The sequence below is a fragment of the Gluconacetobacter sacchari genome (assembly GCF_014174255.1).
In the GTDB taxonomy this organism is placed as follows: Bacteria; Pseudomonadota; Alphaproteobacteria; order Acetobacterales; family Acetobacteraceae; genus Gluconacetobacter; species Gluconacetobacter sacchari.
This window is the reverse complement of sequence record NZ_JABEQJ010000009.1, coordinates 114372-130459: the sequence shown is the minus strand read 5'-3', so window position 1 is coordinate 130459 and position 16088 is coordinate 114372. Positions and strand designations below refer to the sequence as shown.

Genomic DNA, 16088 nt, shown 5'->3' with positions numbered 1-16088 from the left:
CTTTCCCTCCCTGCGGCCCCATGCGGCACCCGATACTTATGACTGATATACGCCGCTCGGCTATCGTCGCGGCGGCACCTGACCTAGTCTGGCGCGAATAGCCCCTGCCGCCGGAAACCCCACGCGCCGTGCCCGTCTTCCCCGCTTCCGCCCTCAGCACGCTGGAACGCCTCCTGTCATGGCGCCCCCCGACCCTGCGGCCGCCGGGCGCCGGGCGGCTGAGCCATCTGCGGTGGCTGTACGCCCCCAAGGGCGAGGCCCTGGGTTTCGCGGTGCGTACCACCGCCGCCGCGATCCTGTCGCTGGTCCTGGCGATGTGGATGGAACTGGACAGCCCGCAATGGGCGCCGATGACGGTGTGGATCGTGGCGCAGGGGTCGCGGGGCGAGAGCCTGTCGAAGGCGCGGTGGCGGCTGGTCGGCACCGCAGTCGGCGCGACCTCCGCCGTCGCCCTGGTCGCCGCCTTTCCACAGGCGCCGTGGCTGTTCTTCCCCGCGATCGCCCTGTGGGTCGGCATCTGCTGCGCGCTGGCGACGCTGGTGCGGAACTTCCGCTCCTACGCGCTGGTGCTGGCGGGCTATACCTGCGCCATCGTCGCGCTGGACGCGATACGCAGCCCCGTCGACGTGTTCATGATCGCGATGTCGCGCTCGACCTACATCGTGCTGGGCATCGTCTGCGAAAGCCTGATCGCGGGCCTGCTGTCCCATAACCTGGCCGATACGGCGCGCCGCAATATCCGCGAGAAACTGCTGATGGCGCTGACCAGCACGTCCGGCGCCATCGCCGACCTGCTGGCCGGAAACGAGGAAGCGTTCGTGCGCTCGCGCGCGCTGTTCGGTACCATCCTGACGATCAACGACCAGATCGAGTTCAGCGAGATCGAGATGGGCCCCCATGGGCACGAGGGCGATCACGCCCGCGCCGCCCTGGCCACCGTATCGGTGCTGCTGTCGCGCGGGCTGGGCATGACCGCGCGCCTGCGCGCACTGGGCACGGCACACCAGGGATTCACCGAAACCTCGCTGCTGGTGCGCACCTTTCTACAGGGCATGCCGCCCCGCCTGCGGCGGGACGAGGACCTGCCCGCGGTGCTGGCCGACCTGCGCGCGCTGCGCGGCGTCTGCCGCCAGCAGATCGTCAACGCCCTGACCGAGGAAAGCACCGGCCGGCATCCGCCCGACAGTCCTGAGATCCAGGCGCTGCTGGACGGTCGCATCCTGCACAGCGCGCTGGAGGAACTGCTGGCGGAACTCCAGCAGGCGCTGGAGGAATTCGATGCCAGTCACCGCGTCATCCGCGGCGACCGCTTCCATTTCCGCCTGAAGGCGCATCGCGACCTCAAGGAAGCGGCCCATAACGGCATTCGCGCCGCCCTCGCGATCACCTCGGCGGCCGTGATCTGGGAGATCACCGCCTGGCCCAGCGGCCTTGCCTTCATCATCATGGTCGCGCTGACCTGCGGCCTGTTCGCGACGCGCGAAAACCCGGTGCTGGGCACCATGAATTTTCTGCTCGGCGCGGTATGGGCGGTCGGGGTCTCGTTCGTGCTGGTGATGTTGATCCTTCCCCGACCGGCGGATTTCGAAATCCTGGCGGCCTGCCTGGCATTGCCGATGATCGCGGGCGGCCTGGCGGCCCGCAACCCCGCCACGGCCGGCGCGGCCGCGTCCTATACGCTGTTCCTGGCCAACCTGATCGGGCCATCCAACCAGGGCCGGCTGGACGAGATCGCATATTTCAATTCCTCGCTCTCGCTGCTGGCCAGCATCGGCTTCTCGGTCCTGGTCTTCCGCACCGTCCTGCCCTTCAGCAACCGGGCCGAGCGCCTGCGCATGCGCGAACGCAACCTGCACGACCTGCGCCATCTGGCCTCGGCGCTGCCCATTCCGCAGACCCATGACTGGATCGGGCTGAATACCGATCGTTTCGCCCGCCTGATCCGCCATGCCGGCCCCACGCCGACCCCCACCATCGAGGCCTATCTGCAAGGCACGCTGTCGGTCATGACGATCGGGCTGAACATCATCCGCCTGCGCACCGTGCTGGCCCGCGAGCAACTGCCGCCCCGGGCGCGCCGTCCGCTGACCATGGTTCTGCGGCGCATGGCGCAACTGACCGGCCAGCGCGGCCGCACCGCCCGCGCGGCGCGCACCGCCGTCGCCAGCCTGCGCGGCATCGAGGCGCGCGAACCCAATATCGGCGCACGCGTCGAACTGACCCGCGCCATCGCCTATCTGCTGGTCATCTCGTACGAGCTGGACGCCAATGCGGGGTTCATCGACACGTCGGAAGCCTATCGCCCGCCCGCATGAAACAGACAGAACCGAGCAAGCGACCATGATCCCGTCTCCGCCCCTTACGCCCGCCCGCCACGCCCTGCGCGGGCGCGCCGTCACGTTCGGCGCCAATCCCTTCCTGGACGACCCGGCCCGGGCGCTGGTGTACGAGCCCGACGCCCTGATCCTGATCGAGGACGGTCGCATCGCGCGGTTCGGCGCCTTCGACGCGCTGCGCGACACGCTGCCGCCCGGCACGCCGCTCACGCACTGGCGCGAGGGCATCATCTCGGCCGGGTTCGTCGACACCCACGTCCATTATCCGCAACTGCCGATGATCGCGGCGTATGGCGAACAACTTCTGGAATGGCTGGAACGCTACACCTTTCCCACCGAGGCCCGCTTCGCCGACCCCGATTACGCCGCCGGGGTGGCCCGGCGCTTCCTGCGCGAACTGCTGCGCGCCGGCACCACCAGCGCCGCCGTGTACTGCACGGTCCACCCCCATTCGGTCGATGCGTTCTTCGCCGAATCGGCCCGATTGAATACCCGCATGGTCGCGGGCAAGGTCCTGATGGACCGCAATGCGCCCGCCAACCTGCGCGATACGCCCCAGGGCGGCTATGACGACTCCCTGGCCCTGATCGACCGCTGGCACCAGCGCGGGCGGCAGCTTTATGCCGTCACGCCGCGCTTCGCGGCCACCAGCACCGAAGAGCAGCTCGACCTCGCGGGCAGCCTGCTGCGCCAGCGCGCGGGGCTGTTCATGCAGACCCACCTTTCGGAAAACCTGGCCGAGGTCGAATGGATCCGCCAGCTCTTTCCCCGGCGCGGGTCGTATCTGGATGTCTATGCCCATGCCGGCCTGGTCGGGCCGCGCAGCGTGCTGGGCCACGGCGTGCATGTCGATGAAGACAGTTTCCACGCCTGCCACGCGGCGGGATGCGCCCTGGCGCACTGCCCGACCTCGAACCTGTTCCTGGGTAGCGGCGCCTTCCGCCTGTTCGACGCGCTCGACCCGCGCCGGCCGGTGCGGGTGGGGCTGGGTACCGATGTCGGCGCCGGCACCAGCCTGTCGCAGTTGCAGACGCTGAACGAAGCCTACAAGGTCGCGCAGTCCACCGGGCGGCGCCTGCATCCGGTCCAGGCGTTCTGGCTGGCCACCGCCGGCGGCGCGCACGCCCTGTATCTGGACGACCGCATCGGCACCATCTCCCCCGGCATGGAAGCCGACCTGTGCGTGCTCGACCCCGGCGCCACCCCGCTGATGGCCCAGCGCGCCGAACAATGCGAGACGATCGAGGACCTGCTGTTCGTGCTGATGATGCTGGGGGACGACCGCAGCGTCCGCGCGACCTACGTCGCCGGCCAGATGGTTCATGACCGCGACGCCCCGGCGGGCTGACGGAGCGTTTGGCACCATTCCTTCGTTTACAGAAAGGAACGGTATGTTAGGCTGGCCCATCGTCGGCAAGCGGGATCGGCCTCTCGGACGCTCGCTATGACCTGCCCTTCCGACCCGGACCACACGACCCGAGGCCGAGGGCTGCCCCCGGGGAAATGGTCCGTTTCTTCCATGGAGGGTTTCGAAAACGAGAAAGGAAAACGCCTTTCATGCCTGATCATTCGCGGCGCCGTCTATGGAACAGCCTGTCCGCACGCATCGTCCTGATATGCGGACTCGCCTTCATCACCATACAGGCGATGGCGATGACGTTATCGGCGTGGATGATGAAATCGCAAGTGGAAAAAAGCGTTTTTTCCGAAGCGACCTCCCGCAGCCAGATCCTGGCCGACCAGATCACGCGGCGATTGCTGGAACAGGACGCCGTCGCGCGCGACAACGCCGTGGCCATCGAGGCGATCCACAAGGCCGGGACGGGCAGCCGGGCCGAAATCGTCAGCCTGCTCCGCGAGGCCGAGACCCGTTCGCCCAACCTGTATGCCGTCTGGATGGAGGAAATACCCGGCGGCTTCGATGGGCAGAAGGCGTTCAGCGCGCCGGGGACCAACAGCCACGGCATCCTCAATCCCTACTATGTCCGCAAGTCGGATGGCACGATCGGTTTCAATGCCGTCGAGGAACATTACAGCCAGAGCTGGTTCACGCTTCCGATGGCGCGCGGCACCGGCATCCTGACCGAGCCCTATATCGACGAGGGCAGCGGCGTGGAAATGGTCTCCTTTTCCTATCCGGTGAAATTCGACGGCAAGCCGATCGGCGTCACCGGGATCGATACCCCGCTCGACTGGATCGTCACCCTGCTGGGCGGTTCGGACGTCTTCGGCAGCAGGAGCATCGCGCTCCTGTCCGAGGACATGGTCTGGATCTCGCATCCCGACAAGGCGCGCCTGCTCCAGCCTTACAGGGAGGCCGGGCGCGCCGAACTGTCGCAGGCGATTGCCAGCCGCAAGGCCAGGATCCTGCGCGGCTTTCATGACGGGCGGCAGGAACGGATCCTGCTCCCCTTCCAGATCCCCGGCTTCAGCAATGTCTGGACCCTCGTCGTCGATATTCCCCGCGCGGCACTGGAGACGCCGGTGCGCGACAATGTCGTCGCGCTGCTGATATCGGGCGCCGTGCTCATGATCCTTTCGGTCCTGGTCGTCTATTTCATCTCGCGGAAACTGATCAGGACACCGTTCCGCAACCTGCTGGCGGGGGTTGCCGCCCTCAGAAACGGAGAATACGGCAACAGCATCGCCGGGACGGAACGCGGCGACGAAATCGGCATGGTCGCCCAAGGCCTGGAAGGATTCCGCACCGCGCTGCTGAAGGGCCGCGAGGCCGAGGCCCGCGCCATGGAAGCCCGCGAGCAGCACGACCGGCTTCGGCAGAAGACAAGGCAGGAGGAAGAGGCCAAGATCCGCAACACCGACGATGTGATCAGGACAATGGGTGAAGGGCTGGACAATCTGGCCCGAGGTGACCTGTCCTGTCAGATCAGGACCACCCTGCCGAGCGAGTTCGAACCCCTGCGGCGGAATTTCAACCAGTCGGTGCGCCAGCTTGCCGACGCGCTGTCCACGATCGCCGGCGCGGGCCGCGTCATCAGCACCGGGACCACGCAGGTCGCGACCGAGGCCGAAACCCTGGCCGAGCGGACCGAGCAGCAGGCGGCCTCGCTGGAGCAAACGGCCGCCGCGGTCAACGAAATCACCGAAAGCGTGGGTGCGTCGGTCCGGCAGATCAGCGACGCGCAGAAGATCGGCGTGCAGGCGCGCGGGTCCGCCGGCGCTTCGTCCGACATCATGCAGCAGACCCAGACGGCCATGCTGCGGATCGACGAGAATTCGAAACAGATCGTCGCCATCGTCGAAACGATCGACGTCATTGCGTTCCAGACCAATATCCTGGCCCTCAATGCCGCCGTCGAGGCCGCCAGAGCCGGCGAGGCGGGCAAAGGCTTCGCCGTCGTCGCCAGCGAAGTCCGGGCCCTCTCGCAGCGATGCGCCCAGGCGGCGAAGGAAATCGGCACCCTGGTCAGGACCACGACATCGGATATCCGGACCGGCGCGAAGCGTGTGACCGAAACCGGAAAGGCGCTTGGCGATATCTCGCAATTCATCGGCCAGATCAGCGACAACCTGACCCAGATCCTGACGGCGGCGCAGGAGCAATCGGCCACCCTCACCGAAATCAACATCACGGTCAACGCGATGGACCAGGTGACCCAGCGCAATGCCGCCATCGCCGAAAAATCCCGCGCGGCTTCGCACCGCCTGGCGGACGAGACGGACAAGCTGACGCAGCTCGTCAGCCGCTTTCGGCTGCCCGGCAGCACGGACCTCGCGGAATATCGCGGTAAAAACCGGGCATGAAAGATCCTGGCACCCGCCCAGGGCCGAATGGACGCACGCGGCGCATTTCGCCGTTGCCCTGTGGCTGCCGCGCCACCGGCCGGACCCCGGAAACGCTCTTCAGCCACGATGCGCGCACGGGGTCGAACCCGACAAGGCCGCGCCGGCGATCTGACCTCACGGGCCGGATCGCGCGATCAGGGCCTCCAGTTTCGGGCGCTGGAGAGAATCGATGGATTGGCCGACATAGCGAAATGCCCGCTGCCTGATACAATCGGCGACGCGCCGGCTCATGTCCCGCGAGCCGTCTTCCTCCAGCAGGCCGGCGAGCGGGATTCGCCGCTCGACCGCCTGCCGGACCATCTTGAAGGCGACGGCATTGACGATCGATTCGAATTCCGCCCTGCCGAACCGCGACTGACACGCCACGAGGCGGCTCATCGCATCCAGATAGTGCCTGACAAGCGTGTTTTCGCTCGCGCGATGAAAATGCCGGCGATGCCATATCCGTGCCCAGCCATGTTCGCGCTCGGCGGCCAGATGCTCGCGCAGATCCACGCGCACAGTCTCCGCCGGACAATGATAGGCCCGCGCCCCGAGCCACGCGCCGGCAAAATCGGGATAGGCCTGGCGAGACCAGTCGATCACCGCGCCGGTTGCCCGGGTCGTGAAGCGGAAGGCTTTCCGGCCATCGAGACCATAGACGATCGATCGCGCACCGCCGCCGTCGCTCTCCCGTCCCAGAACCATGATATGCCCGGGATCGCCGGCACGCATATGCTGCTGCACGGTGAAAAGATCGAGCAGCGCCTCGTCCTCGACCGATCGGGCCGCATGGGCCTTCACATAGCTCATGAACAGCGGCGCCCGCACGCCCGTCAGGCCGGGCGGGCAGAAATCGACCAGCCACCAGCGGGACATCCTGATCAGATGAAAGGCCAGTTCGTTGCGCAGTTCGGTCAGGGAGAAAGATCCCTCCCCTGCCACGCACATCGCCTGCACCGCCTGGAACCGGCTGACGAGGCTGTTGATCTGCCCCGGGAATCCCCGGCCGGGGTCGAAATAATCCACCAGCAGCGACGGCTGCGAATGCGTGAGGTGCCAGGCGTCGCACCCGATTGTCTCGTTCATCGTCAGCAGAATCCCGTCATCAGGCGAAGTGGGAACGGCATCGTCGGACGGCGAACGAACGCCACCATTGCCGCAGGGTGTCGCCACGGGAACGAGCCGGAAAATCGATGGTCGGATAACGGCCGGTGATCCCGCAGCCCTTCATTCAATATTGCAAACGCATCTCATTTGCAATTATAAAATAGGGACGCGCCTCCCGCGCGGAGAGCGGAAGCCATCCTGTCCGCCTGTCGGCGCGATGTGCCGCGGGCGGACGTCAGGGGCGGGAAATGCCTGGTTACCGGCCTTTTTTCTTCAGCCGGCGGCCATACAGTTCCAGGCGGGTCGTCGCGACGTCGTAGCCGATCCTGGCCCCGATCGCGGCCAGGAGCGCCTTCAGTTCCTCATCGTCGAATTCCATGACCGAACCGGTATCGACATCGATGAGGTGGAAATGATCGCCGTGGTCGGTCGTCTCGTACCGGGCCCGGCCGCCGCCGAAATCCCGCCGCCGCAGGATGCCCTTCTCCTCGAACAGCCGAACCGTGCGGTACACGGTGGCGATGGAGATATGCGGATCGACCGCCGTGGCCCGGCGATAGAGTTCCTCGACGTCGGGATGATCGTCGGATTCGGACAGGACATGCGCGATCGTACGGCGCTGTCCGGTCAGTTTCATGCCTTTCTCGCGGCACAGGGCAGCGATCGGGGAGTCCAGCCTGTCGTCTGTTTTCATTGTGTCCGCAGCATAGCCCGATCCTGCGAATCCAGTCCAACGGATTGGTGCGGACGGCCCCGGTCCGGACAGGCCGCGCCAGGTCAGTCGCGGGCCGGGCTCGGCCTCCATGGCCCGCTTCAGGGCGCGCAGGAGCGCCATCGCCGGGGCGCGGCGCGTGCTGCAACACCGTGTCGCAGAACAGCGGTGCCCACCGTGCGATGCGGGCCGGCGGCAGGGGCAGAAAGCCCCGCCGCGCCATCTGCTCGTGCTGGGGTTCATCGAGCAGGCCGGCATCGATATCCACGACCAGAAAACGGTTTCGCCGCCGGGCATATTCGGCATGCGCGACCTCGACCCCGACAAAACCCGCCAGCCCCTGGCTCGGCCGGCCACCTTTCCCGGCAATCTCCAGCTCCAGCGCGCCCTCCAGCGGCAGGACGATCTGCGCGTGGCTCGCGCTATGCCGCATCGCCGGGATCGGACGGCGCGGTCTCCCACCCCGGCCCGATCACCGCCGCGCTCCGCCGCCCCATGCCGTCGACCCGCAGGACGATGACGTTCTGCTCCTCCAGATAGGTCAACTGGCGACGGGCCCGGCCCAGCGAATGCGTGCCGTAGACCCGCGCCACCGCCGCGTCCGACGGGCAGGGCGCACCCTCCATCGCGGCACGGGCGATCAGCAGGAAGATGCCGCGCACATCCTCCGGCAGCGGGGCGGCCATGCGCTCGGCCTGGATCCAGCGATCCGATTCCGCGGTTTCGGCATCCACGCCGGCACGCGCGGTCGCCAGCAGCCGGCGAAAGCGCGGCATGTCCAGCGCCTCGCGCCCCATGCCCTCGATCCGGCAGCGGACCAGGAAATCCTGGTACAGCACCGGCGGCGGACGGAAGCCCGCATCCTCGTCGCGCAGGATTTCGGTCAGGATCGACAGGAAGCGGCGCCGCTGCTCGGCCTTGTCGGCCGGGGTTTCCACCACCGGCAGCGCGATGTCGGCCTCCACCGCCGCCTGGGCCGCGTGGGCGGCAAGCTGCGCCAGGATATCGGGCGGCGGCGGGGCCGTCGGCCGGGCCGGACGCGGGAGGCTGTCGCGTTCGGGCAGCCTGGCCAGGATCAGGTCGCGGATATCCTCGGGCGGCGGCGCCGGCGCCATGGCCAGCAGCGACGGGCCGGCGGAGCGGCTTTCGGTCTCCACATCGCCGATTCGCACCGGCACCGGCCGCCGATACAGCGCCGGCCCCAGCGCCACGAAATATCCCCGCTCCAGGTCGCGGAAGCTCTCGGCCTGCCGGCGCTCCATGCCCAGCAGGTCGGCGGCGCGCATCATGTCGATATCCAGGAAGGTCCGCCCCATCAGGAAATTCGACGCCTCGGCGGCCACGTTCTTGGCCAGCTTGGCCAGGCGCTGGGTGGCGATCACCCCCGCAAGTCCCCGCTTGCGGCCGCGGCACATCAGGTTGGTCATGGCGCCAAGCGAGGCCCGCCGCGCCTCGTCCGTCACCTCGCCCGCGGCGGCGGGGGCGAAAAGCTGCGCCTCGTCCACCACCACCAGCACCGGGTACCAATATTCGCGCCCGACCTCGAACATCCCGCCCAGGAAGGCCGCCGCGCGGCGCATCTGCACCTCGGCGTCCGCGCCTTCCAGGTTCAGCACCACCGAGGCCCGATGCACGCGCATCCGCTCGCCGGCGGCCTGCAACTCGGCCTCGGTATGGGTGGCGCCGTCGATCACCAGATGACCGAACCGTTCCGCCAGGCTGACGAAATCGCCCTCGGGGTCGATGATCGCCTGCTGCACCAGCGTTGCCGACTGTTCCAGCAGCCGCCGCAGCAAGTGGGACTTGCCAGACCCCGAATTGCCCTGCACCAGCAGGCGGGTGGACAGCAGTTCCGCCAGGTCCATGACCGCCGGCCCGCCGCCCCGTATATCCCCGATCGTGATCGAAACCGTCATGGTCAGGACGGATACCGTTCCTTGGCCCCTTCCTGCAACCAGGCCAGTACGCCCCGCGCCGCCGCGCGACCGGTCGCGAAGCAGGCCTGCAACAGATAACCGCCCGTCGGCGCTTCCCAATCCAGCATCTCGCCCGCCACGAACACGCCCGGCCACGCCCGCAGCATGAAGCGCGCATCCACCGCGTCTTCACGCACCCCGCCGGCGACCGAGATCGCGCGATCCAGCGAATCGGGCGCCGTCAGCGTGACCGGCACCGCCTTGACCAGCCGCGCCAGCGACGCCGCATCGCGCGGCGGTGCCGCGCCGCCCTCGCGCAGCAGCGCCACGGCGACCGCCGGCAGCCGCAGCGCCTTGCGCAGCGTGTTCGACAGGCTCTCGCGCCCCCGCACCCTGGCCAGCCGCTCGGCCAATGCCGCCTCGGTCATGTCGGGGCGCAGGTCCAGCATCACGCGCGCCTGCCCGTCGGCGGCGATCCGGTCGCGCAGCCCGGCCGACAGGGCATAGACCGCGCCGCCTTCCAGCCCGCGCGCCGTCACCACCGCCTCGCCCCGCACGGTCGGGCCGCCCTCCTGGGTCAGCGCGATGCCGCGCAGCGGCGTGCCGGCGAAGCGCGCGCGCAGCGTGTCGCTCCAGTTGCTGCGAAATCCGCAATTGGCCGGGCGGAACGGCGCCAGGGCCACCCCTCCGCCCGCCAGCAGGCCGGTCCAGGCGCCGTCGGCCCCCAGCCGGGCCCAGCTCGCGCCGCCCAGTGCCAGCACGACCGCATCGGCGGCCAGCACGCGCTCGCCCCGCGGCGAGACCACACGCACCCGTCTCGGGCCCGCCCAGCCGGTCCAGTCGTGGCGGGTCAGGATCGTGACCCCCTGCTCCGCCAGCCGCGCCCCCCACGCCCGCAGCAGCGGCGAGGCCTTCATCGCGCGCGGAAACACCCGCCCGCTGCTGCCGACGAAGCAGGGCTGGCCCAGCGCCGCCGCCCACGCGCGCAGGTCATCGGGGGAAAACGCCCGCAACGCGGGTTCCAGCCATCGGCGCGCCGCGCCGTAGCGGGTCAGGAATCGATCCAGCGGTTCGGAATGGGTCAGGTTGAGCCCGCCCCGGCCGGCCATCAGCATCTTGCGGCCGATGGTCGGCATGCGTTCCACCACCGTGACGGCACATCCGCCGGCCGCCAGCGCCTCGGCGGCGGCCAGGCCCGCCGGCCCGGCGCCGATCACCACGATATGGGCCATGCTGCTCCTGCTCCCACATGCCCCGGCGGGCCGGCGCGCGAGGGCGGCCGGGATCAGCGGGGAACCAGCGGCCCTTCGGTCCGCGCCCCGCGATGCCAGACCTGCTCGATCCTGTCGACCGCGGTGATGTCCGCCGCCGGATCGCCCGAGACCACGACCAGGTCGGCCCAGCGGCCCGGCAGCAGGATCCCCCGGTCGTCCAGATGCATCAGGGCGGCCGCGTTGCCGGTCGCCACCGCCAGCGCCTCCATGGGCGTCAGGCCCGCCGCGACCATCAGCTTCAGTTCGCGATGTTCGGCAAAACCGGGGATCCGGGTGGCCGACGCGCCGGAATCGGTGCCGAATCCGATATGGATACCGGCCCGATAGAGCGTGATCAGATTGTGCTCGTTCAGGGCCAGCGCCTTCTTCGCCGCCGCCGTCAGCGGGGCCGCCAGGATCTTCGCCCGCCAGGCCGGGTCGGCGAACTGCGCCCGCAGCGCGGGACTCAGCCCGGCCTCCAGGACCGGATCGTCCAGCCATTCGGGATGTTCGGCGAAGATATAATTCGCCTCGTCCAGATCCAGGGTGGGGATGTACCACGCCCCCTTCTGTTCCATCAGCATGATGAAGTCGGTATCGACCGGCAGGTCCCGCACGCCATGGGCGATGATGTCGGCCCCGGCGGTGACCAGCGCCTTGGCATCGGCCAGGTCGTGGATATGGGCGGCGACGCGGATGCCCCGCGCGTGGGCGCGCTCGATCACCGCGCGATAGATCGTGGGGTCGATCTTGGGGTAGCCCCTGGCCCCCGGCACGCCGTTGCGGAAATCATCCACCCAGATCTTCACCAGGTCGGTGCCCTCGTCGGCCATGCGATCGACGGCGGCCTGTGCCTCGGCCACGCTGGTGGGGCGATAGATCTGGTCCGCGCCCAGATGGAACATGCCCTGCGGCGGCACGCCGTCGGGGGCGCCGATCCCCTGGTCGACCCCGAACAGGTCGGCCCCCGGATTGCGCCCGGCATGCTGCTCCTGCCGCAACTGGTCGAACAGGGGCGATTTGTTGAGGCCCAGCGACACGACGGTCAGCACGCCGTAGCGTTCGTACTGCTTCAACTGGGCCAGAATATTATCGCGCGTGTAATTGGCGCCGTCGTTCCTCGTGCCCTTCACCAGCCCGGTGTGACTGTGATCGGAGATCAAGCCCGGCAGGATCGTCCGCCCGGTCAGGTCGACGATCTGCGCCCCCGGCGCCGCCACCGTGCCGGACGCCCCCACGGCCGCGATCCGCCCGTCGCGGATCAGCAGCGCGCCGTCCGCCAGGGGGGGCCGGCCGGTGCCGTCGATGATCGTCGCGTGTTCCAGCAGCATCGGCGCCGCCGCCGATGCCGCGCCGGCCAGGCCGATCCCCAACGACACGACCGTCCAGAAACAAGCGCCCATCCCGCCGATGCGTGATGCAGTCTTCATGTCACTCCCTGCCTTTCCTCTTTCATACCGGTATCGCGCCCCACTGTTCAGCGCGACGCCCGGCCTGTCCAGACCGGTCGGCCGCCACCGGGTTCGGACCCTTCATCGTGGCGACCATTCAAAATTGATCGTCCGGCGCAGGCGATCCGGGATGAACGCGCATTCTCGCCTGATGGCCCGCGCCGTGATCCACGATCCCGGAGGCAGACTGCTTATCTTGCTCCCGAACAGGATATGATCCCAGAATGCCACATGCCAATATTCATAAAGGATTTTTACGAAGTGGGAAAATCCGCCATCCTCATGTGTCCAGTTCCGGGGCGAGACGAAATGCGTCCGGTGGCCGAACAGGCCGGCCTCGTAGCCCGATCCCGACGATATGGTGATAAAATCCATCGGCGGGTGCGCGGCGAAGATCTGGTAGACCGACACATCGTTTTCGACCGGAATCGAATGCGGGAATATTTTCAGCCATTTATCGATTTCAGCCTCATTCGGATCAAGCGGATGACGCTTGTGAAACGGGATCTTTCCGTCCGAAATCCGGAAAATCTTTTTTATATTCGCGTCGATTGAAAGAAATTTCCCATTATATATGAGGCTTGAATCGTCCCGTGTCTGGGCGAGAAACATCATGGCATTGTCTGGAAACATGGCCGGCGCCCCGTGCCATCGCCTCCGCGCCCTCCCGACTTCCTCGCGAATGAAGCGCGCCCCGACGGCAAAGGACCGCAGCCTGCGGCCGATGTCGCGATCGTTGGTTTCGATGGCGAAGACAAGGTCCGATCCGAATCGCAGCGGATGCACGCGGAAATTCAAATAGACCTGTCCGGAACGGCGAAGCAGGCCCAATATCGCCGGAGACGCCTCGAACAGGAAGACCATCGCGTCTCCGAATGCGTCGCGCAGCCAGTCGGATACGCCGCCACTCAATTCGCCCTCATAAAGAGCGGCCCATTTGCCGACGGCCGTCGCATCGGCGGCGCCGTAAACGGTTTCATAAAACGCCTTGAACGGAAATTCGCCCCGATCCAGGCCTATGACGTCGACATGCAGGCCGAGTTCCTCAAGAAACGGACGCAGCAGATCCGAAAACCACTGGATGTTGGGGCTCTGGTGGAAGGAGAAATTCTCCCCGCATCTCAACATGTCGCCTGATATGACGGCCCTGCCCCGCATTTCTCTTTTTTCCCGTGACAGGTCGATTGATGATCGAAGGAGCACCCGGGCGGGGCGGATCAGATCATGTAATCGATCGGCGGCAGCATCTGGTCCATGGTAAAGGCCGGCAGCGCGGAGTGGCGGGTACCGACTGGGCGCGCGGGGTTCCCGACGACGGTGGTAAAGGGCGGCACCGATTCCAGCACGATCGATCCCGCGCCGACCTTGGCGCCCTCGCCCAGCTCGATATTGCCCAGGATCTTGGCTCCGGCGCCGATCAGCACCCCGCGCCGCACCTTCGGGTGGCGGTCCCCGACATTCTTGCCGGTGCCGCCGAGCGTGACGCCTTGCAGCAGCGACACGTCGTCTTCCAGCACCGAGGTCTCGCCGATCACGATCCCGGTTCCATGGTCGAACAGGATGCGCCGCCCCAGCCGCGCGGCGGGATGGATGTCGACGGCGAACAGTTCCGACGTACGGCTTTGCAGATGCAGCGCCAGGTAGCGCCGGTCATTGTTCCACAGCCAATGGGCCACGCGATAGCACTGCACCGCGTGATACCCCTTGAAGAACAGGAACGGCGTCGCGTAATTCGCCGTCGCCGGATCGCGCTCGCGGATCGCCACCAGGTCGGCGGCGGCGGCGGCGACGATGTGCGGATCGGCGGCAAAGGCTTCGGCCACCAGTTCCGACAGCGCGTCGTCGGCCACCGACCGGTCGCCCAGCTTGCGCCCGATCAGCGCGGCCAGGCCGTTGGCGAAGCTGGCATGGTTGCGGATGCCCGTCGCCAGCAGACCCCGCACCAGCGGATCGTCGCAGCCCTCGCACCCCGCCGCGATATCGGACCACAGCCGCTCCTGGTCGATGGGCAGCAAGGTCGGCTCGGCCACGGCGCGAGCGCCACGGGAAGCTGCGAGCGAGGTCGGAGAGAGATCGGGCATGCAACCGGTCCTGTCAGAGGAACGAGCAATATGGGAATGCGCCGCCCCCTTGACCAGAGGCGGCGAAGACGGCGAATCGGTCGGCGCGGGGCTTACAGACCCATCGCGTGGCGGACGAAGGCGCGCCGCAGCGCGGGCATCCGATGGACCCCGGCCAGGCCCAGGTCGCGGGCGCGGCGCAGCACGGGATTGTCGTTGCCGAACAGCCGCTCCAGCATGTCGGTCGCGGCCAGCATCAGCATGTTGGCCGGCCGGCAGCGCGCCTGATAGCGGCGCAGCAGCGACGGCGCGCCCACATCCTCGCCCCGCGCATGGGCGGCGATCAGCACGTCGGACAGCGCCGCCACGTCGCGAAACCCCAGATTGAGCCCCTGCCCGGCAATGGGATGGATGCCGTGGGCCGCGTCGCCCACCAGCACCATCCGCGTATCGAAATAGCGCTGGGCATATTGCGCGGACAGCGGATAGACCCAGCGCCGTCCGACCGGGGTCACCCGGCCCAGCCAATCGCCCATGCGGCGCTGGATCTCGTGCGCGAAGGCATCGTGCGGCAATGCCACCATGCGCCGCGCCAGCGCGTCGGCCTCGGACCAGACGATGGCCGAGAGGTTCGGATGATCGGGCGTGCCGGCCATCGGCAGTTGCGCGAACGGGCCGGCCGGCAGGAAATGTTCCAGCGCCCGGTTGTCGTGCGGATGCTCGTGCGCCACGGCGCAGACGATGCCGCTCTGATGATACGGCAGCCGGGTGACGCCGATCCGCGCCTGGTCGCGCAACGCCGACCGCCGCCCTTCCGCCGCCACGATCAGGCGGGCGCCGAACGCGCGGCCCGACCGGGTCTGCACCCGCGCGCCTTCGGCCGCGCGCGTCACCGTCGCATCGTCCGGGGCCAGCACCGTGATCAGGCCGTGGGCGGACAGCGCCCTGTTCAGCGCCACGCGCAGCGCCCGCGCCTCGATCATCCAGCCGAAGGGCTGCTCGGCATCCTGGCGCCCGAATTCCAGGAACAGCGGCGACGGGGCCTCGCCCGGCCGGCCGTCCGACACCCGGATCTCCTCGATCGGGCAGGCGGGCAAGGGCAGCTTCTCCCACACCCCGGCCGCCTCCAGCAGCCGGCGCGGGCCGGCGGCGATGGCGTAGGCCCGGCCATCGAAGGCCGGGTCCTCCATCGGTGGCAGCGCCGCGCGATCGACGATGGCCACGCGCAGCCCTCCCGTCGCCAGCCGGCAGGCCAGCGTGGCACCGACCGGCCCGGCCCCGACGATGCAGACATCCACATCGTCCTGCCCGGCGCCGGTCTGGAGAGGGGGCGTGCTGCCTGCGGTCATGCCTGTCGTCCTGTAATAGCCGCCCCCGCCTCGCGGCCCGGCGGCAAGAGTGATCCGTTCGCGTGCGCTCGCCCACAATTCAGGCAGATATCGCACGCTCGACAGGCGCAAGGCA

Annotated in this window: 12 protein-coding genes; 4 read left to right on the top strand and 8 right to left on the bottom strand. The window is 68.1% G+C overall.

Features of this window, described 5'->3' with window-relative positions:
- Window positions 1-128: 128 nt before the first annotated feature.
- The 3 genes from HLH48_RS09015 (at window position 129) to HLH48_RS09005 (ending at window position 6101) form a co-directional block, all read left to right on the top strand.
- Window positions 129-2315 carry an FUSC family protein gene (locus tag HLH48_RS09015; protein WP_182997165.1) on the top strand — a complete coding sequence of 729 codons (2187 nt, stop codon included), beginning with the start codon at window positions 129-131 and terminating at the stop codon, window positions 2313-2315.
- Between the two features lie 25 nt (window positions 2316-2340).
- Window positions 2341-3684 (top strand): guanine deaminase, encoded by a 1344-nt coding sequence (gene guaD, locus HLH48_RS09010; protein WP_182997164.1) that lies wholly within the window; start codon window positions 2341-2343, stop codon window positions 3682-3684.
- Window positions 3685-3893: 209 nt separating this feature from the next.
- Window positions 3894-6101 (top strand): methyl-accepting chemotaxis protein, encoded by a 2208-nt coding sequence (locus HLH48_RS09005; RefSeq protein WP_182997162.1) that lies wholly within the window; start codon window positions 3894-3896, stop codon window positions 6099-6101.
- A gap of 156 nt (window positions 6102-6257) precedes the next feature.
- On the opposite strand, the gene HLH48_RS09000 is transcribed toward HLH48_RS09005, so the two are convergent.
- The 6 genes from HLH48_RS09000 to HLH48_RS08975 form a co-directional block, all read right to left on the bottom strand.
- Window positions 6258-7211, bottom strand: coding sequence for a hypothetical protein (locus HLH48_RS09000; RefSeq protein ID WP_182997161.1), 954 nt, complete (start codon window positions 7209-7211; stop codon window positions 6258-6260).
- A 277-nt stretch (window positions 7212-7488) separates the two neighbouring features.
- Complete coding sequence (locus HLH48_RS08995) at window positions 7489-7926, bottom strand: Fur family transcriptional regulator (protein WP_182997159.1); 438 nt, start codon at window positions 7924-7926, stop codon at window positions 7489-7491.
- Between the two features lie 440 nt (window positions 7927-8366).
- Entirely contained in the window at window positions 8367-9860 is a 1494-nt protein-coding gene (locus tag HLH48_RS08990) for an ATP-binding protein (protein WP_182997158.1), read from the bottom strand.
- A gap of 2 nt (window positions 9861-9862) precedes the next feature.
- Window positions 9863-11092, bottom strand: a complete 1230-nt coding sequence (locus HLH48_RS08985) for a TIGR03862 family flavoprotein (protein WP_182997157.1) — start codon at window positions 11090-11092, stop codon at window positions 9863-9865.
- Between the two features lie 53 nt (window positions 11093-11145).
- Window positions 11146-12543, bottom strand: coding sequence for an amidohydrolase family protein (locus HLH48_RS08980; RefSeq protein WP_373320259.1), 1398 nt, complete (start codon window positions 12541-12543; stop codon window positions 11146-11148).
- Between the two features lie 102 nt (window positions 12544-12645).
- Window positions 12646-13179 (bottom strand): hypothetical protein, encoded by a 534-nt coding sequence (locus tag HLH48_RS08975; RefSeq protein ID WP_182997156.1) that lies wholly within the window; start codon window positions 13177-13179, stop codon window positions 12646-12648.
- A 30-nt stretch (window positions 13180-13209) separates the two neighbouring features.
- Between HLH48_RS08975 and HLH48_RS08970 the strand changes: the two genes are divergently transcribed.
- The gene (locus HLH48_RS08970; protein ID WP_182997155.1) at window positions 13210-13701 is read left to right on the top strand and encodes a hypothetical protein; all 492 of its coding nucleotides are present in this window, start codon (window positions 13210-13212) and stop codon (window positions 13699-13701) included.
- 80 nt (window positions 13702-13781) lie between these two features.
- On the opposite strand, the gene cysE is transcribed toward HLH48_RS08970, so the two are convergent.
- Together cysE and HLH48_RS08960 are read right to left on the bottom strand one after the other, a co-directional pair.
- Window positions 13782-14645, bottom strand: a complete 864-nt coding sequence (cysE, locus tag HLH48_RS08965; protein ID WP_182997154.1) for a serine O-acetyltransferase — start codon at window positions 14643-14645, stop codon at window positions 13782-13784.
- A 92-nt stretch (window positions 14646-14737) separates the two neighbouring features.
- Window positions 14738-15973: a UbiH/UbiF/VisC/COQ6 family ubiquinone biosynthesis hydroxylase gene (locus tag HLH48_RS08960; RefSeq protein WP_182997153.1), complete on the bottom strand. Its 1236-nt coding sequence runs from the start codon at window positions 15971-15973 to the stop codon at window positions 14738-14740.
- Window positions 15974-16088 lie beyond the last annotated feature (115 nt).